Annotated in this window: 19 protein-coding genes and 1 pseudogene; 8 read left to right on the top strand and 12 right to left on the bottom strand. The window is 61.6% G+C overall.

Going from position 1 to position 24,240, the window contains the following annotated elements; genetic code table 11:
- Positions 1–62: 62 nt before the first annotated feature.
- A complete protein-coding gene (locus tag BT179_RS02930; protein ID WP_072430309.1) occupies positions 63–1,409 on the bottom strand; it encodes a class II 3-deoxy-7-phosphoheptulonate synthase in 1,347 nt (448 codons plus the stop codon).
- Between the two features lie 147 nt (positions 1,410–1,556).
- On the opposite strand from BT179_RS02930, the gene BT179_RS02925 reads away from it, so the two are divergent.
- Positions 1,557–2,312 (top strand): spermidine synthase, encoded by a 756-nt coding sequence (locus BT179_RS02925; protein ID WP_072389239.1) that lies wholly within the window; start codon positions 1,557–1,559, stop codon positions 2,310–2,312.
- Positions 2,313–2,714: 402 nt separating this feature from the next.
- Positions 2,715–4,422: pseudogene (locus BT179_RS02915) on the top strand (DEAD/DEAH box helicase).
- A 130-nt stretch (positions 4,423–4,552) separates the two neighbouring features.
- On the opposite strand, the gene BT179_RS02910 reads toward BT179_RS02915, so the two are convergent.
- Positions 4,553–5,320, bottom strand: coding sequence for a DODA-type extradiol aromatic ring-opening family dioxygenase (locus BT179_RS02910; protein ID WP_072430310.1), 768 nt, complete (start codon positions 5,318–5,320; stop codon positions 4,553–4,555).
- A gap of 103 nt (positions 5,321–5,423) precedes the next feature.
- Here BT179_RS02910 and BT179_RS02905 point away from each other — a divergent pair, with 103 nt between their 5' ends.
- Entirely contained in the window at positions 5,424–6,077 is a 654-nt protein-coding gene (locus tag BT179_RS02905; protein ID WP_072430311.1) for a thiopurine S-methyltransferase, read from the top strand.
- A gap of 73 nt (positions 6,078–6,150) precedes the next feature.
- Here BT179_RS02905 and htpX read toward each other — a convergent pair whose 3' ends face one another.
- Together htpX and BT179_RS02895 are read right to left on the bottom strand one after the other, a co-directional pair.
- On the bottom strand, positions 6,151–7,038 hold the full coding sequence (gene htpX, locus BT179_RS02900) for a protease HtpX (RefSeq protein WP_072430312.1): 888 nt from the start codon (positions 7,036–7,038) through the stop codon (positions 6,151–6,153).
- 300 nt (positions 7,039–7,338) lie between these two features.
- On the bottom strand, positions 7,339–8,550 hold the full coding sequence (locus BT179_RS02895) for a pyridoxal phosphate-dependent aminotransferase (RefSeq protein ID WP_053155200.1): 1,212 nt from the start codon (positions 8,548–8,550) through the stop codon (positions 7,339–7,341).
- A gap of 222 nt (positions 8,551–8,772) precedes the next feature.
- Here BT179_RS02895 and msrB point away from each other — a divergent pair, with 222 nt between their 5' ends.
- The 3 genes from msrB (at position 8,773) to BT179_RS02880 (ending at position 10,230) form a co-directional block, all read left to right on the top strand.
- Entirely contained in the window at positions 8,773–9,168 is a 396-nt protein-coding gene (gene msrB / locus BT179_RS02890) for a peptide-methionine (R)-S-oxide reductase MsrB (RefSeq protein WP_072389229.1), read from the top strand.
- 115 nt (positions 9,169–9,283) lie between these two features.
- Positions 9,284–9,769, top strand: a complete 486-nt coding sequence (locus tag BT179_RS02885) for a glutathione peroxidase (protein WP_072389227.1) — start codon at positions 9,284–9,286, stop codon at positions 9,767–9,769.
- Positions 9,766–10,230 (top strand): MarR family winged helix-turn-helix transcriptional regulator, encoded by a 465-nt coding sequence (locus BT179_RS02880; RefSeq protein ID WP_072389225.1) that lies wholly within the window; start codon positions 9,766–9,768, stop codon positions 10,228–10,230. The genes BT179_RS02885 and BT179_RS02880 overlap by 4 nt, the downstream gene beginning before the upstream one ends.
- Here the strand turns inward: BT179_RS02880 and BT179_RS02875 are convergent.
- Positions 10,211–12,532: a hybrid sensor histidine kinase/response regulator gene (locus BT179_RS02875; RefSeq protein WP_072389223.1), complete on the bottom strand. Its 2,322-nt coding sequence runs from the start codon at positions 12,530–12,532 to the stop codon at positions 10,211–10,213. The genes BT179_RS02880 and BT179_RS02875 overlap by 20 nt on opposite strands.
- A gap of 163 nt (positions 12,533–12,695) precedes the next feature.
- On the opposite strand from BT179_RS02875, the gene BT179_RS02870 reads away from it, so the two are divergent.
- Together BT179_RS02870 and BT179_RS02865 are read left to right on the top strand one after the other, a co-directional pair.
- A complete protein-coding gene (locus tag BT179_RS02870; protein WP_072430313.1) occupies positions 12,696–13,586 on the top strand; it encodes an ATP-binding protein in 891 nt (296 codons plus the stop codon).
- A complete protein-coding gene (locus tag BT179_RS02865) occupies positions 13,583–14,065 on the top strand; it encodes a GAF domain-containing protein (protein WP_072430314.1) in 483 nt (160 codons plus the stop codon). Before BT179_RS02870 ends, BT179_RS02865 begins: the two co-directional genes overlap by 4 nt.
- A 95-nt stretch (positions 14,066–14,160) precedes the next feature.
- On the opposite strand, the gene BT179_RS02860 is transcribed toward BT179_RS02865, so the two are convergent.
- The 7 genes from BT179_RS02860 to BT179_RS02830 all read right to left on the bottom strand — a co-directional run bounded on the left by BT179_RS02860 (position 14,161) and on the right by BT179_RS02830 (position 24,163).
- A complete protein-coding gene (locus tag BT179_RS02860; protein WP_072389215.1) occupies positions 14,161–17,103 on the bottom strand; it encodes an HD domain-containing phosphohydrolase in 2,943 nt (980 codons plus the stop codon).
- A gap of 58 nt (positions 17,104–17,161) precedes the next feature.
- Positions 17,162–20,782 (bottom strand): transporter substrate-binding domain-containing protein, encoded by a 3,621-nt coding sequence (locus BT179_RS02855; protein WP_072430315.1) that lies wholly within the window; start codon positions 20,780–20,782, stop codon positions 17,162–17,164.
- A 9-nt stretch (positions 20,783–20,791) separates the two neighbouring features.
- Positions 20,792–21,418: a response regulator transcription factor gene (locus tag BT179_RS02850; protein WP_072389211.1), complete on the bottom strand. Its 627-nt coding sequence runs from the start codon at positions 21,416–21,418 to the stop codon at positions 20,792–20,794.
- A 313-nt stretch (positions 21,419–21,731) separates the two neighbouring features.
- On the bottom strand, positions 21,732–23,060 hold the full coding sequence (locus tag BT179_RS02845) for a deoxyguanosinetriphosphate triphosphohydrolase (protein WP_072430316.1): 1,329 nt from the start codon (positions 23,058–23,060) through the stop codon (positions 21,732–21,734).
- Between the two features lie 64 nt (positions 23,061–23,124).
- The gene (locus BT179_RS02840) at positions 23,125–23,460 is read right to left on the bottom strand and encodes a hypothetical protein (protein ID WP_072430317.1); all 336 of its coding nucleotides are present in this window, start codon (positions 23,458–23,460) and stop codon (positions 23,125–23,127) included.
- Positions 23,457–23,846 (bottom strand): phage holin family protein, encoded by a 390-nt coding sequence (locus BT179_RS02835; protein ID WP_072389205.1) that lies wholly within the window; start codon positions 23,844–23,846, stop codon positions 23,457–23,459. Before BT179_RS02835 ends, BT179_RS02840 begins: the two co-directional genes overlap by 4 nt.
- A 2-nt stretch (positions 23,847–23,848) precedes the next feature.
- Positions 23,849–24,163, bottom strand: coding sequence for an ElaB/YgaM/YqjD family protein (locus BT179_RS02830; RefSeq protein ID WP_072389203.1), 315 nt, complete (start codon positions 24,161–24,163; stop codon positions 23,849–23,851).
- Positions 24,164–24,240: the final 77 nt, after the last annotated feature.

Raw genomic sequence — 24,240 nt, 5'->3', positions numbered from 1 at the left:
GGCCTACCGTGGGGGCGGGCTTGCCCGCGAAGATGTCGTTCAGTCGCGACAAGCTGAATGATTCAGCGCCGAACCTGCTTCAACGTTTCGGCAATCAGGAACGCCAGCTCCAGCGACTGATCGGCATTCATCCGCGGGTCGCAGTGGGTGTGGTAGCGGTCCGACAGGCCATCCTCGGTGATCGGCCTGGCGCCGCCGATGCACTCGGTGACGTTCTGTCCGGTCATCTCGATGTGGATTCCGCCCGCATAGGTACCTTCCGCCTCATGGACCTGGAAGAACTGTTTCACCTCCCCGAGGATCTGCGCGAAGTCCCGCGTCTTGTAGCCGCTGCTGGCCTTGATGGTATTGCCATGCATAGGGTCTGAGCTCCACAGCACCTGCTTGCCTTCACGCTGCACGGCACGCAACAGCTGTGGAAGATGATCGCCAACCTGATTCGCGCCCATCCGTGCGATCAGGTTCAGGCGACCCGGATCGTTGTCGGGGTTGAGCACGTCGATCAGGCGGATCAGGTCATCGGGCTTCATGCTCGGGCCGACCTTGACCCCGATCGGGTTGTTCACGCCCCGCAGGAATTCGACATGGGCTCCGTCCAGTTGACGGGTACGGTCACCGATCCAGAGCATGTGTGCCGAGCAGTCGTAATAGTCATTGGTCAGGCTGTCCCGGCGCACGAAGGCTTCTTCATAGTTCAGCAACAGTGCTTCATGTGCGGTGAAGAAGCTGGTTTCACGCAATTGTGGCGAGCTGTCCATGCCGCAGGCGCGCATGAACGCCAGGGTTTCGTCGATGCGGTCGGCCAGGTGGCTGTATTTTTCCGCCAGGGCCGAGTTGGCGATGAAGTCCAGGTTCCACTTATGCACCTGGTGCAGATCGGCAAAACCGCCCTGGGCGAACGCCCGCAGCAGGTTCAAGGTAGCGGTGGACTGATGGTAGGCCTGCAACAGTCGATCCGGATCCGGCACGCGGCTCTGCTGGTCGAAGCCGATGCCGTTGACGATGTCGCCCCGGTAGGCCGGCAAGGTCATGCCGTCGATGGTTTCATCGTTGGCCGAACGCGGCTTGGCGAATTGCCCGGCCATGCGGCCGACCTTGACCACCGGGCAGCCGGCGGCGAAGGTCATGACAATGGCCATCTGCAACAGCACCTTGAAGGTGTCGCGGATCTTCGCCGCCGAGAACTCCGCAAAGCTTTCGGCGCAATCGCCACCCTGGAGCAGGAAGGCCCGGCCCTGGGTCACCTCGGCGAACTGACGGCGCAGTTCCCGGGCCTCTCCGGCAAACACCAGCGGCGGATAGCTGGCCAGGGTCTGCTCGACCTGCAGCAGGTGCGCCGCGTCGGGGTAACGAGGTTGTTGCTGGATCGGCAAGGCGCGCCAGCTGTCAGGGCTCCAGGGTTGGCTCATCATGGTCTCTAATGGATTACGCTCGGACGCCCATGTTACCAGCAAATTAGTGCGTGACCTGCTGCCGTCGCCTGGTCGACAATCGCGCTTTTGCCCAGGCACCGGCCCAACCGGTCATGAGCGGCCTGGTTGCTATCGGGAGTTGAAATGACAGAGGAGCGTGTCGAGCATCTGCTCGCCGAAGTGCACGATGAGTTCGGCATGATCCGCGTATTCGAGGTGGCCGATTACCGGTTCCTCGAATTCGGCGATGCCATCGAACAAAGCTGTGTGTTCACGGCAGATCCCAGCTGGCTCGAATACGATTACACCCGGGCCATGCTGATCGGTGCGTTGTGCCATGAGCAACCGGAAAGCGCGCTGTTCCTGGGGCTGGGCGCCGGAACGCTGACCCAGGCCTGTCTCAAGTTCCTGCCGCTGGAAGATGTCGAGGCTATCGAATTGCGCCCCGATGTGCCGCGCCTGGCCATCGAATACCTGGGGCTGGATGACGATCCCCGCCTGTATATCCGGGTCGGCGACGCCCTGCAGCTGCTGGAAACCGCCGAACCCGCGGACCTGATTTTCGTCGACCTCTATACCGACGTCGGTCCGGGCGTCGGGCATCTGGCCTGGGGTTTCCTGGAAAACTGCCAGAAGCGTCTCAATCCGGGCGGCTGGCTGGTGATCAACCAATGGGCCACCGATGACGGCAAGCCGTTGGGTGCGGCGTTGCTGCGCGGTTTGTACCACCGCCACTACTGGGAATTGCCAGTGAAGGAGGGCAATGTGATCCTGATCGTGCCGGCGGACCTGGAGCAGACACTGGATATGGAAGGCCTGATTGCCCGGGCCGAAGGGTTGGCGCCACGACTGGGCTATTCGTTGCAGTCATTGATCAAGGCGATCCGGCCCGCGACCTGATCAAGGGCCAGGAATCCCTGTGGCGAGGGGATTCATCTGGCTGGTGCGCGCAGCGCGCCCCTCCAGTGCTCATCCTGTCGGGAATGCGTCGGATTACATCGGGGCTGCCTGGCAGCCCAGCGGGATAAATCCCCTCGCCGCATTGGGTGTATGGCAAGCCCGTACTGCGGCGCAGCGATAAAAAAAGCTCCCTTTTTGGGCAAATTCCGGTATAGTGCGCGCCGGCCTTTAGCCGGGCCGCGTCAAGGTAGCGCAATTTTCTGAAGCCAGCTTCGGTTGCATGTCCGCACAACGGATGCTCTCTCGACGTTCTTTTTTCATTCATTCGTTTTCGCAAATCCCCGCCGACAAAGCTGCCAGGGCGACTCTTGAGTCTCAACACGGCATGCGCAGCTTTGGAGCATGGGTCTTTGCGGATGCACTTAGAGGCAGACCCATGACCCAGGAAATCGGCGGCTTCGCCGCTCTTGAACTTCATCCCAATATTGTCGCTGCAGTAGTCGCTACCGGCTATGAAGAGCCTTCGGCCATTCAGCAGCAGTCGATCCCGATCATTCTCGCCGGTCACGACATGATTGGCCAGGCGCAAACCGGTACGGGCAAGACCGCCGCGTTCGCCCTGCCTATCCTGCACCGCATTGATCCGTCCAAGCGCGAGCCGCAAGCTCTGATCCTGGCCCCAACCCGTGAGTTGGCGCTGCAAGTTGCAACCGCTTTCGAAACCTACGCCAAGCAGATGCCGGGCGTGACTGTTGTGGCTGTCTACGGCGGCGCGCCGATGGGCCCACAACTGAAAGCAATCCGTAATGGCGCACAGATCGTTGTCGCCACCCCGGGCCGTCTGTGCGACCACCTGCGTCGCGACGAAAAAGTCCTGGCCACCGTGAACCACCTGGTTCTCGACGAAGCGGACGAAATGCTCAAGCTGGGCTTCATGGATGACCTGGAAGTGATCTTCAAGGCCATGCCGGAAACCCGCCAGACCGTACTGTTCTCGGCCACCTTGCCGCAGTCGATCCGTGCGATCGCCGAGCGTCACCTCAAGGACCCGAAACACGTCAAGATCCAGAGCAAGACCCAGACCGTCACCGCGATCGAGCAGGCCCACCTGCTGGTCCACGCCGACCAGAAGACCTCTGCCGTCCTGAGCCTGCTGGAAGTCGAGGATTTCGACGCCCTGATCATGTTCGTTCGCACCAAGCAAGCGACCCTGGATCTGGCCAGCGCCCTGGAAGCCAAAGGCTACAAGGCCGCTGCGCTGAATGGCGACATTGCCCAGAACCAGCGTGAGCGCGTCATCGACTCCCTCAAGGATGGTCGCCTGGACATCGTCGTGGCGACTGACGTTGCTGCCCGTGGCCTGGACGTTCCGCGCATCACCCACGTATTCAACGTGGACATGCCGTACGACCCTGAGTCCTACGTTCACCGTATCGGTCGTACCGGTCGTGCGGGCCGCGAAGGTCGCGCACTGCTGCTGGTGACGCCTCGTGAGCGCCGCATGCTGCAGGTGATCGAGCGTGTGACCGGTCAGAAAGTGGCTGAAGTGCGTCTGCCGGATGCCCAGGCCGTTCTCGATGCCCGCATCAAGAAACTGACCAATAGCCTGTCGCCGCTGGTGGCTGACGCTGAGTCGACCCACGGTGATCTGCTCGATCGCCTGACCGCCGACATCGGTTGCTCCCCACGTGCCCTGGCTGCCGCCCTGCTGCGCAAGGCGACCAATGGACAGGCACTGGACCTGGCTGCGATCGAGAAAGAGCGTCCACTGGTGCCGAACAGCGCGCCTCGTGGCGATCGTCCTGAGCGTAGCGGTGACCGTCCTGACCGTGGCGACCGTGAGCGTCGTGCTCCGATCCCGCTGGCCGAAGGTCGTGCCCGTTGCCGTACCGCACTGGGTGCTCGTGACGGCATTGCTGCCAAGAACCTGCTGGGCGCCATCCTCAATGAAGGTGGCCTGGCTCGTGAAGCCATCGGTCGCATCCAGGTGCGTGACAGCTTCAGCCTGGTAGAGCTGCCGGAAGATGGCCTGGAGAAGTTGCTGACCAAGCTGAAGGACACTCGCGTGGCCGGCAAGCAACTCAAGCTGCGTCGCTATCGCGAAGATTGATCGGCCCCAGGGTCGACTGATCGAACATAAAAAATCCCCGACTGGTTCGGGGATTTTTTTTGCCTGTGGCTGGGTGTTTCCTCAAGGACAGTCGTTGTGAAGGCAATCGCGAGCAGGCTCGGTCCGCCTGTCAACCGAACCGGTAGATGTCCATCCCCAGCGTCCCCATTGCGAAGCCTTGATGGGCAACACTGAACTTCCCGCCGGCACCCCGGGCAAAATACAGCGGCAGCAGATGCTCGTCGCTGGGATGGCTGCGCACGGCGTTCGGTGCCTGGTGGCGGTAATCATGCAAGGCGGCTTCGTCGTCGGCCTCGAGTTTTTCCACCATCCAGTCACGAAATGCCTTTGCCCAGGACTCGATGCTTTCAGGCCCGGCGCTCCAGTCCAGGTCCCGCAGGTTATGGGTAATGCTGCCGGAACCGATCAGCAGGATGTCGCGCTGGCGCAGCGGCGCGAGCGCCCGGCCCACCCTGGTCTGCAACGCTGGCCCCTGGTGGCTGGGCAGGGATACTTGAACCACCGGGATGTCCGCTTCGGGGTACATCAGGGACAACGGCACCCAGACGCCGTGATCGGAGGGGCGTTGGCTGTCGAGGCGCGCCGGCAGATGCGCGGTGTCGAGCAATTCTGCGACTTCTGCCGCCAGGCCGGGATTGCCCCGGGCGGGATACTGCACGTTGTACAGGGCGGGCGGAAAGCCTCCGAAATCGTGCCAGGTGCGAGGCTGCGGATTGGCGCTGACCACCAACTCATCGCTTTCCCAATGAGCGGAAACAATGACGATGGCATGTGGCCTGGGCAATTGCGCGGCGATGCGCGCCAGTGCCGGGCCGCTGTCGCCAGGCTCCAGGGCGAGCATCGGAGAGCCATGGGAAATAAACAGGCTGGGCAGCATGAACGGGCTCCTGAGCGTTAAGATGCCGCCATCTTCCGTCAGGTCTATGATCGGAATCTAATATAAGTTTTAACCCGTTTTGATCGAATTTTTGGAGCGAGTCATGGAGCCTGAGTTTTGGCACAAGCGATGGTCGACGGATCAGATCGGTTTTCACTTGCCGCAAGTGAACCCTTATCTGCAAGTATTCTGGCCGCTGTTGGGACTGGAGCGAGGCAGTCGGGTGCTGGTGCCGTTGTGCGGCAAGACCCTGGATCTGGTGTGGCTTGCTCATCAAGGGTATCCGGTGCTGGGGGTGGAGTTGTCGGAAAAGGCCATCACCGATTTTTTCCAGGAGCATCAGTTGGAGCCGAGCGTGAGCGAGGAGGGGGACTTCAAGGTATTTCGCGCCGGTGACATTGAAATCCGTTGCGGCGATTTCTTTGCCTTGAAGCCGGGTGATGTCGCCGATTGTGCCGCGCTGTACGACCGGGCCGCGCTGATCGCCCTGCCGGCGCCCATGCGCGAACGTTACGCAGGCCATTTGCAGGCGCTCTTGCCGGAGGGGGCCGGATTGCTGATTACCCTGGATTACAACCAGGAAGAGATGCCGGGGCCGCCGTTTTCGGTTGGCGACGAAGAGGTGCAGCGGTTGCTGGGCAAGGCCTGGCGGCTGGACGTGCTGCAGGAGCAGGACGTGCTGGGGGAAAGTTGGAAGTTTCTCCAGGCGGGGGTAAAGCGACTGGGTGAGCGGGTCTATCGGATTTCCGCACGCTGAACCAGGGGACATCGTGGTTGCCCACGTGTAAATAAAAAGCCCGCATTGCGCGGGCTTTTTATCGAGATCTACCTTAGCCGCGACGACGCAGTGCGTCGATACGCTCTTCCAGTGGCGGGTGGCTCATGAACAGGCGAGCCAGGCCCTGCTTGATGCCGCCGTTGATGCCGAAGGCAGTCAGGGTGTCGGGCATGTGCACCGGCAGGCCCTGTTCGGCACGCAGGCGCTGCAGGGCACCGATCATCGCACTGGTGCCGGCCAGGCGGGCGCCGGTGTCGTCGGCGCGGAATTCGCGCTTGCGCGAGAACCACATGACGATGGCGCTGGCGAGGATGCCCAGTACCAGCTCGGCGAAAATGGTCGCCACGTAGTAGGCGATGCCCTGGCCTTCTTCGTTCTTGAAGATCACCTTGTCGACGAAGTTGCCGATGATGCGGGCAAAGAACATCACGAAGGTGTTCACCACGCCCTGGATCAGCGCCAGGGTCACCATGTCGCCGTTGGCGACGTGGCCGATCTCGTGGGCCAGCACGGCCTTGACTTCATCGGGCGAGAACCGCTCGAGCAGACCCTGGCTCACCGCGACCAGGGCGTCGTTCTTGTTCCAGCCGGTGGCGAAGGCGTTGGCCTCGTAGGCCGGGAAGATCCCGACCTCCGGCATCTTGATGCCGGCTTCGCGGGACAGCTGCTCGACGGTCTGCAGCAGCCATTGTTCATGGCGAGTGCGCGGCTGGCTGATGATCTGGGTGCCGGTACTCATCTTCGCCATCCACTTTGAGATGAACAGCGAGAAAAGGGAGCCAGCGAAACCGAACACCGCACAGAAGATCAGCAGCTGATTGAGGTTGAGATCAACCCCATTGGCCGCCATGAACCCGTTGAAGCCGAAAAGGCTCAGGGTGATGCTGGCAATCAGCACGACCGCCAGGTTAGTGGCCAAGAACAGCAGGATGCGCATCATGGTGGTAGCAAACTCCTCATGCTAAAGATGTAGCGTTATGCGGGGTATATAAGGTGCTGCCGCAGGCTATTCAACTCACCGACTATTTCAAACTGTGTCCTACAGGCTTCCCAAATGATTGAAGGACTTTTCTGAAAGTACCAGAGAAATGAAATATGCCTCTCTGGCCCCTTGAATGTTAGGCCTGCTGCCCATCAGTTGCCGAGCAGTCAGTGTAGAAGGGGCGTCAAAATCGGTGGAACGGATATGTTGCTGAATTAGACAGCGCGCGAGGCGAGGTACCTCGCGCGCTTGTCCGGCTTATTGGCGATAGGACTTGAGGAAGTTGCCGATCCGCCCAATGGCCTGTTCCAGGTCGTCGACCCGTGGCAGCGTGACGACGCGGAAATGATCCGGCCATGGCCAGTTGAACGCGGTGCCCTGGACGATCAGCAGCTTTTCGGACAGCAGCAGGTCAAGTACGAACTTCTCGTCGTTGTGGATCGGGCAGACCTTGGGGTCGATCCGTGGGAAGGCATACAGCGCCCCCATCGGCTTGACGCAACTGACGCCGGGGATGTCGTTGAGCAGTTCCCAGGTACGGTTGCGCTGTTCCAGCAGCCGGCCCGGGGGCAGGACCAGGTCGTTGATGCTCTGGTAGCCGCCCAGCGCCGTCTGGATGGCATGCTGGCTCGGGACGTTGGCACACAGGCGCATGTTGGCCAGCATGTCGATGCCTTCGATATAGCTCTGGGCATGATGCTTGGGGCCGGAGATGGCAATCCAGCCGGAGCGGAAACCCGCCACCCGGTAGGATTTGGACAGGCCGTTGAAGGTCAGGCACAACAGGTCCGGAGCCAGGGAGGCGGTGCAGATGTGGACGGCGTCGTCGTACAGGATCTTGTCGTAGATCTCGTCGGAAAACACCACCAGGTTGTGCTGGCGAGCCAGCTCCAGCATGCCCAGCAACACTTCCCTGGAGTACACCGCGCCGGTCGGGTTGTTCGGGTTGATGATCACCAGTGCCTTGGTGTTGGGCGTGATCTTGGCCTTGATGTCCGCCAGGTCCGGGAACCAGTTGGCCTGTTCGTCGCACAGGTAATGTACCGGGTTGCCTCCGGACAGGCTGACTGCGGCTGTCCACAGGGGATAGTCGGGGGCCGGCACCAGCACTTCGTCGCCGTTGTTGAGCAGCGCCTGCATCGACATCACGATCAGCTCGGATACGCCGTTGCCCAGGTAGATGTCCTCGATGCCGACGCCTTCGACCTGCTTCTGCTGGTAGTACTGCATCACCGCCTTGCGGGCGCTGAACAGGCCCTTGGAGTCGCTGTAGCCCTGGGCGGTGGGCAGGTTGCGGATCACGTCCTGGAGGATTTCATCGGGCGCTTCGAAACCAAAGGGGGCCGGGTTGCCGATGTTCAGCTTGAGGATGCGATGGCCTTCCTCTTCCAGGCGTTTGGCGTGCTTGAGCACTGGGCCGCGAATGTCGTAGCAGACGTTGGCGAGCTTGTTCGATTTGCTGACCTGCATGGCGATGTGTTCCCGAAAATGAACGATCCAGGCGGGCGTCTCGACGACCGTTCTGGTGATCCTGCGTCTGTACCCGTGCCCGGACATGGCACAGGCGTCACAATCCGTTTGAATACGCATGGAGTGACTGCCAGACTGGCGTCTGACGAGGCGCAATCATACGTGCCGCCCGACCCGCGGAAAAGCGTCGGATCGGGCTTTTTCAATTGCCGAGGCAAGACGATGGAAAAGTTGGAAAGAACCCTTGAAGAATGGCGTGCCATGCTCGACCCGGAGCAGTACAACGTCTGCCGGTTGAAGGGCACCGAGCGCCCGTTTTCCGGTAAGTACAACACCACCAAGACCGACGGTGTGTACCACTGCATCTGCTGCAACGAACCGTTGTTCGATTCGCGGACCAAGTTCGATTCCGGCTGTGGCTGGCCGAGCTTCTACGCGCCGATCGAGGGCAGTGCCGTGGTGGAAGTGCGCGATGTCAGCCACGGCATGATCCGCACCGAAGTGGTCTGCGCCAAATGCGATGCTCACCTGGGCCATGTGTTTCCTGACGGCCCGCCGCCCACGGGGTTGCGTTACTGTATCAATTCGGTGTGCCTGGACCTGGTTGATCGCCAGTGATGAAAGCCTGGCGAGGGGGAATCCCCTCGCCGAAGGTTGTCTGGGTTCGAATTAAATTGCACACAATTTAATTGCTCGCTATCTTCGGCTCCTTCCTTCCCGCTGGAGCCGTGCCATGAGCGACAACCTGCTGAGCATTCCCTGCACCACCATCAAGGGTGAGCAAAAGACCCTCGCCGATTTCGCCGGCAAGGCCGTGCTGGTGGTCAACACCGCCAGCCAGTGCGGTTTCACACCACAGTACAAGGGCCTGGAGACCCTTTGGCAGTCCTACAAGGACCGCGGCCTGGTGGTACTGGGCTTTCCCTGCAATCAGTTCGGCAAGCAGGAGCCGGGTAACGAAGGGGCGATTTCCGAGTTCTGCGAGCTGAATTTCGGCGTGAGCTTCCCGTTGTTCAAGAAAGTCGAGGTCAACGGTGCCAACGCACATCCACTGTTCGTCCAGCTCAAGCAACGCGCCCCCGGCGTGCTGGGTTCCAAGGGCATCAAGTGGAACTTCACCAAGTTCCTGATCGGCAAGGACGGTCAGGTGGTCAAGCGTTTCGCCCCGACCACCAAGCCCGAGGACCTGACCGCCGAGATCGAAGCCCTGCTCAAATGAAGGACAAACCCATCGAAGCGCTCACGCTCGACAGCCAGCTGTGCTTCAAGCTGTATGCTGCGTCGCGGGCAGTGATCCGTGGCTACAAGCCGATGCTCGATCAGCTCGGCCTGACCTATCCGCAGTACCTGGCGATGCTGGTGCTCTGGGAGTGGCAGGACACCGCGCCCGAGCAGCCCACGGTCAAGGCACTGGGGGAGCGGCTGCTGCTGGACTCGGGAACGCTGACACCCTTGCTCAAGCGTCTGGAGCAACTGGACCTGGTCCAGCGCCAGCGTTCGGCCCGGGACGAGCGGGAGGTCCACCTGAGCCTGACGGACACCGGGCGGGTCTTGCGAGAACAAGTGGCGCCGCTCAAGGCCCGCCTGTTGTGCGACAGTGGCATCGACCTGGATGGCCTGGGAACGTTGCGCGCCGGGCTCGACCAGTTGCTGGGCCAGATCAGGGCGCTGACGTCGTAGGCACCCACTGGTCCAGAACCGTCGCCAGTTCTTCGCGGCGAAACGGCTTGGACAGGTAGTCGGTCATGCCGGCGGTCCGGCAGCGTTCGCGCTCCTCGGGCATGGCATTGGCGGTCAATGCCACGATCGGCAGGTTCGGCCAGCGCCCGCTGCGACGAATCTGCCGACTGGCTTCGTAACCGTCCATCACTGGCATGTTGCAATCCATCAGCACCAGGTCGAAATCCCGCTGTTCGAGCTGATCCAGTGCTTCGGCACCATGGGCCGCGACGATGACCTCGCACCCCAGTTTCACCAGCATGCCCTTGGCCACCAGTTGGTTGACCGGGTTGTCCTCCACCAGCAACACCCGCGCGCGCCTGGAGGGCGGCTGTGCCTCGATCTGCTTGTCGTCGATGGCGGCCGCCTCGCTTTGCAGGGCACGACGCAGGATCTGGTACAGCGCATGGCGCGCCAGCGGGCGGGCCTGCTGCAACAGGGGGGCGAGGGTAGCGGCTTCTTCGCTGGGCATGAAACTGCCGTAGGCGGTCACCAGCAGGATGGGGGCGCTGAAGGTCGGTCGCAGGTTGAACAGGCATTCGGGGCAGTCGGTTATCAGCACATCCGGTTTGAGGCCCAGCAGGGAGTCATCGACGGAGCGTCGCTGGTAATCCAGGCCCCAGACGGGCAGCAGCATGTGCAGCAATTCGGCCAGTCCGCTGCTGGCGGCGGTGATGGCTACGACATTGCCTCGCAACGGTTCGACCACCGCCGCCGGCGTATGGCAGGGCAAGGGCAGGTCGGCGCAGAACTGGCTGCCGAAACCGGCTTCGGAACTGATCGTCAGGCGGCCTTGCATGGCTTCGCAGAGGTTGTGGGTCAAGGCCAGGCCCAGCCCGGTGCCGCCAAACTGACGGGTGATCCCGGCGCCGGCCTGGGTGAACGGCTGGAAGATCCGCGCCTGGGCATCCTGGGGGATGCCGATGCCGGTGTCGCAAACTTCGATGCGCACGCCGCCTTCGTAGGCGCTCAGCCGCACATCGACACGGCCGAAGCGGGTGAACTTGAGTGCGTTGGACAACAGGTTGCTGACGATCTGGCGCACGCGGGTCGGATCGCCCAGCACCTGGGCCGGGAAACGAGGATCGATCAGGCAGGCCAGTTCGACACTGGGGGCGGCATTCTGGGAGAGCAGGTTGGCGGTGTCTTCGATCTGGGAAGCCAGGTCGAACGGGATACGTTCGAGCTCCAGCTGGCCGGCATCGAACTTGGACAGGTCGAGAATATCGTTGAGCAGTTCGACCAGCACCTTGCCCGAGTCATGGGCAATCGACAATTGCTGCTGCTGCTCGGCGGTGAGAGGGCCGTCCAAAGACAAGGCGATCATCCCCAGCAGGCCATTGAGGGGCGTGCGGATTTCATGGCTCATGTTGGCCAGGAAGGCGGAACGGGCGTCGGCCATGTCCAGGGCGGTACGCCTGGCCACTTCCAGCTCTTCGTTGGACTGGCTGAGGCGGGCATTGATGGCCTTGAGTTCGGCGGTGCGTGCCGAGACGATGTTTTCCAGTTGCGCCAGGTATTCGGTGAGGCGATTTTCGGCGGTGCGCCGCTGCTGGATTTCGGTGGAGATGTTTTCGAACTGCTGGTTGGCGACCGAGACCAGTACGCCGATCTCGTCGTACTGGTGGCCGGAAGGGCATTCCAGCCGGCTCTGTTCGCTGCTGCTGGGGTCGCGGCCGGCCAGCTCGCGGATGACCCGTACCAAGGGCTTGGTCAGCATGACGTAGAACAGCGCCAGCAACAGCCCGGTCAGGATCAGGCTGCGGGCGAACCCGTTGAGCAGCGTGACCTCGGCCCTGCGCAGGAAGCGGCTGCCAAAAGCGTACGTATCGACCTCCAGGCGCAGCACTCCGAGGGATTCGCCGGGCAAATGGTCCAGGTAAAGCCGATCTTCGAACTGGCGCTGGGCGCCGAACAGGAAGTCGCTGATGAACCGGTAGTTGCTCTGGAGTTCGGGGCGTTTGACGCTGGCCAACACGGTATTGTTGTTGTCGATCAGTTCGGCGCCGATGATGGCCGGTGAACGCAGCAGGCCCAGGGACAGCTCCTGGGCCAGTTCGGCGTCGATGTTGTAGGCGATGCGCGAGGCCGGGTTGTGGCTGATTTCCATCAGCGACAGGATCTCGCGGTTGATCGAGGCGTCTTCGCTGGCATAATCGATGCCGATCTGCATCAGGCTGAGCAATGTGCCCAGCACGAAACCCACCAGAACGGTCAGTCGGGCCTGCTTGTAAGACAGCCGTTGGGTGAATCTGATGTCCATGGAATGGTGAACCACTTACGTTTCCCTTCGCCGCTCAAGCATAGCTGATCATCTCTGGATACCGGCCTGGCCGGTTTATGTTGTGTGGGATAGACCCGCCATTGAATACGGCGTTTCGTCGCCGTAGCGTCATCATTACTGTGAACCTGCCCGAGGAGAAGACGTGGACTCGCGATTGATTGCTTTTCTTGAGCGCGCCGATGCGGTGCTGGCCCGTATCGAGCCGTTGCTGCCCGCGCCCCGGCCCGACATCGACTGGACCGCAACCCTGGCTGCCCGCTGGCAGCGCGACGGACGCAGCGGTTATCTGTTGCCGTTGCAGGTCAGCCTCGACATGCGCCTGTCGGACCTGATCGGCGTCGAGCGCCAGGTCGGACAACTGGGCCGCAACACCCGTCAGTTCATCGACGGCATGCCGGCCAACCACGCATTGCTCTGGGGCTCGCGTGGTACGGGCAAATCGTCCCTGGTGCGCGCCCTGTTGGCCGAGCATGCCCAGGAGGGCCTGCGGCTGATCGAGATCGAACGCGATCATCTGGCCGACCTGCCGCGGGTGGTGGAGCAGGTCGCCAAGCTGCCCCAGCGCTTCGTGCTGTTCTGCGATGACCTGTCGTTCGAATCCGGTGAGGGTGATTACCGGGTACTCAAGAGCGTGCTGGATGGCTCCCTGGAACAGGCGCCGGATAACGTGTTGCTGTATGCCACGTCCAACCGCCGTCACCTGGTGCCGGAAAAGGAAAGCGACAACGAGAACTGGAAGCAGGTCGATGGCGAGCTGCATCCCAGCGAGGCCGTGGAGGACAAGATCGCGCTGTCGGACCGTTTCGGCCTGTGGCTGTCGTTCTATCCCTTCACCCAGGAGCATTTTCTCAATGTGGTGGAGCACTGGATCGGTGAGCTGGCGGCCAAGGCCGGGCTGGCCTGGCAGCGTGATGAAGCGCTGGATATAGAAGCGGTCCGCTGGGCCACCGGGCGGGGCAACCGCAACGGCCGTTGCGCCTATCAATTTGCCCGTTATTGGGTTGGCCTCAAACTGCTGGAGCACAAGGCATGATCGATCTGAAGAACACCGGCCAAGGCCTCGACGGCTACGACCTGTTATCGGCACAGTTGCAATCCCTGCTGGCCGATGAACGCGATTTCATCGCCAACGCCGCGCAGTTCTCGGCATTCCTGTTCAGTCAGCTGGACGACCTGAACTGGGCCGGGTTCTATCTCAATCGCAATGAAGAACTGGTGCTGGGCCCGTTCCAGGGCCAGATCGCCTGCGTGCGGATTCCCTTCGGCCGGGGTGTCTGCGGTACGGCAGCGGCGACCGGCCAGACCCAGCGTGTCGAGGACGTGCATGCCTTCCCGGGGCACATCGCCTGTGACAGTGCGTCGAACAGCGAACTGGTGGTGCCGCTGCTCAAGGACGGGCGCCTGATCGGAGTGCTCGACCTGGACAGCCCGAAACTGGCGCGCTTCAGCGAGCATGACCAGGCTGCTATCGAGCGCCTGAGCGAAATTTTCCTGCGCTTGACCGACTGCTGAGCCCTTTGCGCGGGCGCTGGCAATGCCTGCGGGCCTGTGGCGGGCAGGCTCGGTGCCCGACCACACGCCTGGATCGGTAGCGACGGCGCCCATGGCTAGACGCCCGCCTGGTCCAGGAGGCTGTCCGCATCGACGTCATCGATCTGGTGCGGGTCGAGAAACTGGTTGGCGTAGCTCAGGTAGATCCGTTCATCGATGAAAAGCTTGAACAGTTCCGGGTCGATATGGGCGTTACGGCACATCGTCGCCATGATGCCCAGGGCCTCGCTCAGTTTCTTGGCTTTCTTGTAGGGCCGGTCGGCCGCCGTCAATGCTTCGAAGATATCCGCGATCGCCATCATGCGTGCCGGCAGGCTCATCTGCGCGCGCCTGAGCCGCTTGGGGTATCCGGTGCCATCCATCTTTTCATGATGGCCGCCGGCGATCTCCGCAACGTTCTCCAGGTGGCTGGGGAAGGGCAGCTGGCTGAGCATCAGGATCGTCTGCACCATATGGTGATTGATGACATAGCGTTCCTCCCGGGTCAGCGTGCCCCGTGGGATGCTCAGGTTGTAGAGTTCGCCACGGTTGTATTTCCAGGTTGGCACATCGAGCTGGAAGCCCCATGGGTTGTCCGCCGGGATCAGTTCGGCCTCGTGCCGCTCAACCAGGTGTTCGGGCTTGTCGGCCAACAGGGTTTCGACCACGGGGAGCGTCGGCTCGGGAGTCCGTGCCTGGCGCCGGTTCTCTTCCCACGATACGCCCAGGCGATCGTCCAGTGTCCGGGTCCAGGGACGCTGGGCAATTTCCCGCAAACGTAGCAGGTCGGCGTCGGCCATGGCTTCGGTGCCCAGGTTGCAACGCGCGACAAAGGCGAAGTCGTCATCGAGGCTGGCCAGCGTCTCATCACGCTTGCGCGCCAGGGCGGCGGCTTCGCCCCCGGTTGCCATGGCCTGCCAGTAGTCGACCCAGGCGTCGCGCTTGAGCACCTCGAAGCGCGTGCGGATTTCGTGGATCCGGTCGTTCAGGGTCTCCAGCTTGGTGGCCTTGTCCACCACGTATTCCGGCGTGGTGACCTTGCCGCAATCGTGCAGCCAGGCGGCGATGTGCAGCGCTTCCCACTCGTCTTCGGTAGGCCGGTAGGCTTCGAAGGCCGGCGCGTTGCTCGCGGCGGCGGCCTGGGCAAGCAGCAGGGTCAGGGCCGGTACCCGCTGGCAGTGACCGCCGGTGTACGGGCTCTTGGCGTCGATGGCGCCGGCCAGCAGCTGGATGAACGAGTCCAGCAATTGCTTCTGCCGGGCCTGCAGGCGCTGGCTTTCGATGCTCACGGTGGCGGTGCCGGAAACGGCTTGCAAAAAAGCGATGCGGTCCGGCTGCAGTTTTTCCAGATCGGCTTCGGTGCCGGTATCGCTGATCAACAGCACCAGCATGCCGACGGTTTCCTGATGACGGTTGCGCAGGCGGATACCTATCAGGTGCACGCGCGGAGCGTCCAGTGCCTGCAGGACACGCTGCAGGTCGGCGGCCTGCTCGTATCCCAGGGAGGTGACGAGATTGTCCGAGAGCGCCAGTTGCTGGAGCCAGGGCGGGCTGTCGCCACTGGCCAGGGCATGGCTTTGCAGTTCGAACGCTTCCAGTGGCTGTGGCGTGCCATGGATGACCAGCCCATACGGCTTGACCTGGTCGGTGTCATTTTCGCGCAGGTAGATCAGCCCGGCCTGGGCCTGGCCGATTTTCACGGTCTCGAACAGCACTCGTTCCAACAGTGGGGCGAAGCGGGTTTCGGCGCGCAGGCTGGCGGTGATTTCAAAGAAGCTGGCCAGCGTCTCTTTCATCCGGGCCATCGAGAGGCTCAATTGATCCACTTCCAGTACGAGGGAGTGGCGCGACACCGGGTAGTCGAAGTCGAAGCTGCGAATCGCATCCGCTTCCCGGACCAACGCGCTCAGGGGCTTGACCAGCAGCCTGGAAGTCAGCCAGCCCAGGGGCAGGCACAGCAGCAGCGTGGCCAGGGTAATCAGGGCGCCTTGCCAGCGCATGCGATAGGCATCGGCCAGCAGTTCATCCTCGGGCACCAGCAACGCCAGCTCCAGGCCCCGGGGCCCGCCTTCCTGCATGTGACTGCGGGACACGATCCATTGGCGTCCGGCTGCCTCCAGGCGCGTTGCGTCGCCACTGGCGTCGAGAGCGACGGCGATGGACGGGCTGAGGTCGCGGGCCTTGATCAGTTGGGCCGATCCGGTATCAGCGAGCAACCGGTCGCTGTCGGGATAGCCCACCGCGTTGCCCTGGGGATCGACCAGCACGATTTCAGTGCCGGCGGTCACTTTGTGCTTGGCGAGCGTCTGGGACAGGGCCGCGAGGGTCAGGTCGGCACCGATGACCGCTTCCTCGCCGCTTCGCCGGGCGAGGGTCGTGCCGATGTTGCGGGTGGAAAAGAAGACATAGGGATCGGTCGTGATCTGCCCGGCAGTGTCCAGTGCACTGCGAAACCAGTCACGCGTGCGTGGATCGAAGGTGCCATCGGCATTGTCCCGGGCGCTGATGAATGCCAGCGCCTGATCGTAGAACAGTGACTGGGAGCGCACCTGGCCCGAAAGGCCTGTTCGTTCGAGGGTCCAGACCTGATAAGCCGCTTCGTCTGGCGCGCTCACCGCGGTTTTCAGTGCTTGGGTGCGCAGTGGCCGGACCATCAGGAAATTGCCCTGGCGGTCGCCCAGGTACAACGATGCCAGGTTGGGGTTGTCCCGCAGTGCCTGGCTGAAAGGGGTAAGCAGGGCCAGGCGTTGGTCCAGGCCGGAGGCCCGCGTTGCCGGGTAGTCGGCCAGCAGGCTCAGCACATGGCGGATCGGCTCGTAGGTGTCGTACAGGTCCAGGCGCACGTCCCGTTCAATGCGGTTGAACAGTTGTTCGCTGCTGGAGAGGATGATCCGCGTGGTCTGTCGGTAGTTGAAGAGGCCCAGCACCACGCCGGTGAGCAGCAGGAGCAGGGTGAACATCACACTGATGTGTACGTGGAGGGGGAACCGGCGTTGTTCCGGACGCGGTGCGCTGGGCATTGCAATCACTCCGAGTGTGGGTACGCACTGCTGAGCGGACATCATAGTAAATACCGGGCTATTTTGCCTTGGCGACCTCGTTTTCCAGCACCTGCTCCAGCTCCGCCATGGCACGTTCGAGGGCCGTGGCGCATGCCTGGATCCGCTCGGGTGCCTGGGCTTGAAGGCAAGCGTTTTCCAATGCCTCGCATCGCTGGATCAAATCGGTCGCCTGCACGATCCGGGCTACGCCCTTTATCTTGTGTGCCGTTTCGGTCAGCGCCTGCCGGTTCCCATCCCGGGCGACAGCGAGCAATTCCTGGCGGTCCGAGCGGTTGCTGCGCAGCAGCTCCGCCAACAGCCGCCGGGTGGATGAAGGATCGCCGCCGGTCAGTGCCCGCAGGTTGTGTACAGTGAAGGTCTGTGGACGGCTCACGGACCTGACGCCTTTCATCCATTGGCTCAGGACATTCAGGCTGATCGGTTTGAACAGGCAGTCGTCCATCCCGGCGTCCAGGCAGCGCTGTTTTTCTTCGGGTTGTGCATTGGCGGTAAATCCCAGGAGGGTACAGGGCGGCAGGTTCTGTCCGGACTCGTACCTGCGGATTGACCGGGCCAGCTCGTAGCCGCTCATGACCGGCATGTTGCAGTCGACGATGACCAGGTCGAAATCCCCATGCTGCCAGGCGGTGAGCCCTTGTGCGCCATCGTCGGCGACCTGGTAGCGATGACCGAGGTATTCCAGTTGCTGTGACATCAACAGGCGATTGGCCGGATGGTCGTCCACCACCAGCACATTCAGGGCGGCCGCCGCCGTTTCGATCACCGGCTCAGGCACAGCGCAGGCCGTCACCGTAGGCAGTACGCTCAATTGCAGGCAGACTCGGACCTGGGTACCGGCTCCCGGTTGGCTGTTCATATGCAGGCTGCCCCCCATCATGCGACACAGGTTGCGACTGATCACCAGTCCCAGCCCGGCGCCCTTGCGGGCCATGCGGCTGGTATTGTCGGCCTGGGCAAAAGGCTCGAACAGTCGGTTCAGGTCGCTGGGGCTGATGCCGATGCCGCTGTCGCTGACATCCAGGCGCATTTGCAGGAGATCGTCACGCTCGGTTCGAGACAGCTGGACATCAACCCTTACCCAGCCCTGCTCGGTGAACTTGAGGGCGTTGCTGATCAGGTTCGAAATCACCTGCTTGAATCGCAAGGGGTCTATCAGTACGTCCGGGTTGTCGTCTGCCGGGTCGAGCTGCAGTGTCAGCGCCAGGTTCTTCTGTCGGGCCACACCTTCGAACACTCGGATGACCGATTGCAGCAAGGCCCTGAGATTGACCCGTTCGGGAGCCAGGCTCAGGTGGCCCGACTCGATGCGAGCGATGTCCAGGATATCGCCGATCAGTTCCAGCATGCCGGAGGCCGATTCGTAGGCGACGGCGATGGCGGCCCGGTCCACCTGGCCCTTGTCGGCATGCTTGAGGGCCAGTTCAAGCATGCCGATCACCGCGTTCATGGGGGTGCGGATTTCGTGGCTCATGGTCGCCAGGAAGGTGCTCTTGGCCCGGTTCGCATCATCGGCCCGCTCCTTGGCGGCCCGCAGTTCATCGAAAAGCTGCCGTCGTTCACTGATGTCGATCCAGCCGCCGATGATGCCTTGTACCTGGGCGGCGGCGTTGCGGTAGGGAAGGATCCAGTGATAGATCGTCAGTTGCCTGTCGCCGATGTGCAGCGGCCTGTCGACGATCAATGGGGTGCCTTCCTCCATGACCCGCTGGTAGTCCGCCTGGTACTCCCTGGCCTCGAAGGCATTGCTCATGGAGCCGGGCATCACGTTCTTGCCAATGACGTCTTCGCGCCGTGCATCGAAGGCCTCCAGATAGCTGTCGTTACAGCTCTGCAGGACGCCGTCGCGGTCTCTGACGTAAATGGGATGTGGCGTGCCGTTGACCAGCGAACGCATGAACTCCAGCTGGTCGTTGAGCGCCAGTTCCGCTCGCTGGCGCTGGCGGATCTGCCGCCGCATGTAGGCGTTCCAGGCCAGGGACAGCAGCAGTAGCAGGCCGACCCCCGCGACGATCTGGAAGAACAGGCGGTTATAGGTGCGCCAGGTGTGCTCCGATGCCGGGACGTAGCCCCGCCACCGGTTGTTGATGACCCCCAGTTCGTCGGGGTCGATGCTGGTCAGGGCCTTGTCGAGGATGGCGTTCAGTTCGGTGGCGTTTCTGGCCGTGGCCAGGGAGAACATGGCCTGCTCGGTGCCCACGGTGCTGCTGATCTGCAACGTGTCCCGGAACGCGTGGGACGAAAGGAAATAGTTGGCCATGACCAGGGAGTGCACGCTGCCGTCGACCTTGCCTTGGGCAAGCATTTCAACGGCATGGGCGGAGTCGGTGGTTTCGATGATCCTGATGCGCGGGTACTGGCGGTGTAGCCACTCGATGATCGGATTGCCTTTGGCGATCGCCAGGCTTCTTTCGCCGAACTGGTCGAGCACCGTCGGCGCAGCGGAATGCTTGGGACTCAGCAGCACGAAGGAACTGTCGACGTAAGGGCGGCTGAATTTAAGCTGCTGTTGCCGTTCGCTGCTGGGCAGGAGCGCGGCAATCATATCGGCCCGATCGTTCGCGATGGCTGCAATCGTTTCGCTGTCGTCCCGATGGCGTTGGATATCCAGGCGCAAGCCGGTGCGCAGCCGGATCAGTTCCAGCAAGTCGGCGCCTATTCCGCGAAAATCGCCGTCCGAATCGAAGAAGGTGAACGGGGCGAACGTTTCGTTCACGGCCACCCGGATCACCGGATGGCTGGCCAGCCAGCGTTGCTCCCTGTCGGTCAGTTGTATTCGATGCTCGGTGAGATAGAGGTCGCTGCCCGCGCTCCAGCGTTTGGAGATCGCCACCTGTTCGCTGATCGGGATCCGGTTGAGCGTGGCATTGATGATTTCCAGCAAGCGGGTGTCATGGCGCCGTACCGCGAAACCGAATCCATGGGACTCATGCTTGCCGAAGCTGGCCATGCGGATGTTGTTCAGGTAGCCCTTGTTGATCATGTAGTGGGTGGAAATGGTATCGCCGAGAAAGACATCGGCCTGGCCGAAAGCGACGGCATTTATGGCGTTCTGGTAGGAGGGGTAGGTGGTGATACGCGCCTTTGGGTACAGCCTTTCGACGTCCTGCTCGGGCAGGTAGTGATAGACCATGCTGAGACGCAGCCCCTCGAGATCCTCGCTCAGGGAGCGGCTTTCATTGGTTCGGGTGACAAGGACGGGCTGATCCACGGCATAGGGTGTCGAAAGGGCGAGTTCGGGATCGCGGGCTTCGAAACCGTTGGCGCTTCCCAACAGATCGATACGGCCTTGCTTGAGCGCAGCGATGGCCTCGCCGCGGGAGCCGAAGCGCAGGACTTTCACGGGCAGCCCGGTCGCCTGGGCGATAATCGCGGCGTAGTCGGCCGTCATGCCTTCATAGTCGCGTCCGCTGGTGGAAAGATCGAAGGGCGGATAATCCGGTGCGGAAGTGCCCAGTCTCAGTTCCTGCCGTTCACGCAGCCAGGCACGCTGGGCCTGATCCAGGCCGACCTCGACAGGGGGCGCGCCCGAGCGACCCAGAAGTGTGTATGGCTCGGGAGCGGCAGTCGCTGCCGCGAGAAATCCTGCACATAGCCCTGCGATCAATAGCAGGAGAAATCCTTTCATGCCTGTGGACATCCTGTTTTCTCACACCAGTGCGTTGCGCTTCGCCATTTCTATAAGTTCCACAAGGGACTTGACCTTGAGTTTCTGCATCAAGCGTTTCTTGTAAGTGCTGACAGTCTTGTTGCTCAGGAACATGCCCTTGGCAATTTCCTTGTTAGTGCGCCCCTGGGCAAAGAGTTGCAATACCATCAACTCTCGATCGTTGACGTTCTTGAACAGGTCCAGTTCCACACTTCGCGGATCATCGGGGCGCACCGGGTTGAGCGCCTGGCTCGGAAAATAGTTGTAGCCCGACAACACAGCCTTGATTGCACTGACAAGTTCACTGAGGTCCTCTTGCTTGCAGACGTAACCGGAGGCACCGGATTGCATGCAGCGGATACCGAACAGCGTGGGTGACTGCGCCGTGAGCACGAGGGTCTTGAGCGGCGTGGTCATGGCATTGAAGCGCGAGAGGATTTCCAGCCCGTCAAGTTTGGGAATGCTGATGTCCAGGATCACCAGGTCCGGCATGCATTCGCGCACCATTTGCATCGCATCGACGCCATTGTCGGTTTCCCCTACCACTTTGTAGCCCTCATGCTCCAGGAGCATGCGAACAGCGAGGCGGATGACCGGATGATCGTCGACAATGAAAACGGAGTTCATGAATAAAAGTCCCATGCGAGCATAAATAAAGCGCGCACCTTAGCCCAGTTAAAGGCCGTGCCGTATGAGGAGACAGGCATTCATCCTTAGTTTCAGAAGTTTCCTACAAAAAAAGAGGTTGGATACTACGAGGTAATTAGGTTTTTAGTAGGTAATAGGCGCGAAGTTGTGTGGGTTTTATTTGTGGGCGTCATATTCAGAGCTGTTTGTCATGGGTTTAATGACAAACAGCTCCAAGGTTTATTATGGAAAAAACTCAGCAAAAGCCCCTTTACAGGCCGTGGCTGAAAGATGATGGCGCGCGCAAGAGAATCTATTGACGGATGCGGCCCGTCATCTCCTGGGCCATCTCGCTGGCGTAACTGTCGGTCATGCCGGCGATGAAATCGATCATCCGCAGGAATGCTGCATGCAGGGACCCATTGGGGTTGGGCGCGTTGTTTCCCAGCAGGTCGAGGATGCGGCGATTCTTGAATGAAGGGGTGCGGCCTCCATGCTGTTCCAGCGCAGCGCCACAGAACCCGTTGAGCAGGATTTCCAGGGTGGTGTAGGCACCGATTTCATTGAGTGTCTTGCGCTTGTCCTGGAAGATCTTCTTGCGTGCCATGTCCTTGGCATTCAATACGCAACGTTTGGCCGGACCATGCATATGTTCCACGAGATCGCCCGACAGCGTGCCGGCCAGCAACGCCTGTTGCTGTTCCACGAATGCCCGGGCAGCGGCATTGGTCAGGTGCTCGATGGCCTTGCCCCGCAGGATGGCCAGTTTGCGTCGGCGCGAATCCAGCGGCCCGAGCTGACGGTAGGTTTCCGGGAGATCGTCACCCACCAGGTCCAGGAGCAGCGACTCCACCTGTGAGTACGCCAGTAGATCCATCTCCACGCCATCTTCCAGGTCGATCAGGGCGTAGCAGATGTCATCGGCGGCTTCCATCAGGTACACCAGCGGATGCCGCGCCCAGCGCTGGTCTTCGATCTGCGGCAGGCCCAGCTTGTGGGCAATCTGTTCAAGCAGGGGCAGTTCGCTCTGGTAGCAGCCGAACTTGTGTTTCTTGTAGCCCAGGGAGTCGGCGTGACGAGCCGTCCAGGGGTATTTCAGGTAAGTGCCGAGGGTGGCATAGGTCAGGCGGGTGCCGCCGTCGAACTGGTGATATTCAAGTTGCGTGAGGACCCGGAACCCCTGGGCGTTGCCTTCGAAATTGAGAAAGTCGTTGCGTTCGGCCTCGCTCATGGCGTCAAGCCAGCCACGGCCTGCCGCCTGTTGGAACCAGTAGCGGATGGCGTCCTCGCCGGAATGGCCGAAGGGTGGGTTGCCGATGTCGTGGGCCAGGCAGGCCGATTGCACCACCATGCCCAGGTCGCTTGGCTCGCACCAGTCGGGCAGGGCGCCGCGGATGGTTTCTCCCACCCGCATGCCCAGTGAGCGTCCGACGCAACTGACTTCCAGGGAATGGGTCAGTCGCGTATGGATGTGGTCGTTGCTGGAAACCGGATGCACTTGGGTCTTGCGGCCCAGGCGTCGGAAGGCACCGGAAAAGATGATGCGGTCATGGTCTTTATGGAAAGGGCTTCGGCCCAGCTCTTGCGGGCTGTGCAGCGGTTTCCCGAGGCGTTCGCGAGTCAGCAGGGTGTGCCAGTCCAAGGCCGGTTGCTCCGTTGAGTATTCGACACTAGCTTCCCTGTTCGGGCAGCGTCCCGCAAGCCCATCAAGGCTTGCGTGCGCTCTTGGCCAGTTTGATCAGCGGCAGCAGCGTTGTAGCCAGTCGGACCAGGCGTGCCAGGCCACCGCTGCGTCCACTGCGGGTCCGCTTGCCGGTGATGAAGCCCAGCAGGGTCACTGCCGCCATACCCCACAGGGGCGCGTGTTTTATGCCAAAGCCTTCATGCCAGGTCTGGCTAAAGCCACGCACCCGCTGCAACGGTTGCAGCAGTTGGCGTGTTTCCTGACGGATTTCCTGGCGATGCATCTCCATGCGCAAGCGAACCAGCGCCTTGCGCATTTCCTGCCGTGTACGGGCTTGAGGGATATCGGGCAGGCTCATGGCAACAGGCGCTCCCGGTCATTGGACAATTCTTCCAGGGTGGCATGGAAGGGGGAGGATTCATCGTAGATCGCCGCCTTGAGCCGAAGACCGCAGAACAGCGCCGCCAGCAGATAGAACAGGCACAGGCCGATAATCCCCGCCATGCGATAGGTATCCCATACCAGGATCAGTACCAGTGTCGACAGGCCTACCAACAGCAACAGCGCAAACACCAGTGCCAGGCCGGCGAACAGCAGCAGGCTGACGGTACGGGCCTTCTGTTCCTGGAGCTCCATGCCGAACAACTCGACATGGCTGTGCAGCAACCCGAGAAACGCAGCTCCCAATCGGCGTGCCGAAGATTTTGTGCCCGCTTCGGACGAGCCCGGTTCGTTCATGTCCATCATCAGCGTCGTGTCGCCAGCAGGCCGATCAGGAAGCCCACCCCTGCGGCGATGCCGACCGATTGCCAAGGGTTGGCTTGTACATATTCCTCCGTGGCGGTCACCGCAGCCTGGCCGCGTTCGCGCATGGAGTCCTCGGTCAGCTTGAGGGTGTCGCGGGCGCGCAGGAGGGTCTCATGAATCTGGCTGCGCAGTTCATCGGCCTGGTCGCCCGCCAGCGTCGCGGTGTGCTCCAGCAGGCGTTCGGTGTCGCTGACCAGCGTCTGAAAGTCTTCCTTCAGGATTTCTTGAGCAGTCTTTGCCTGGGGTCTGGCCATGGATGGATCTCCGTAAATGACGTCTGAAGCGTTCGAGTGTAAGCCTTGCCGGAAGGTTCAGTGAAAGTGGCTGGTAC

Source organism: Pseudomonas sp. NFACC43, assembly GCF_900119645.1.
In the GTDB taxonomy this organism is placed as follows: domain Bacteria; phylum Pseudomonadota; class Gammaproteobacteria; order Pseudomonadales; family Pseudomonadaceae; genus Aquipseudomonas.
The sequence above is the reverse complement of the archived record's forward strand: the minus strand, read 5'-3'. Positions and strand labels throughout refer to the sequence as shown.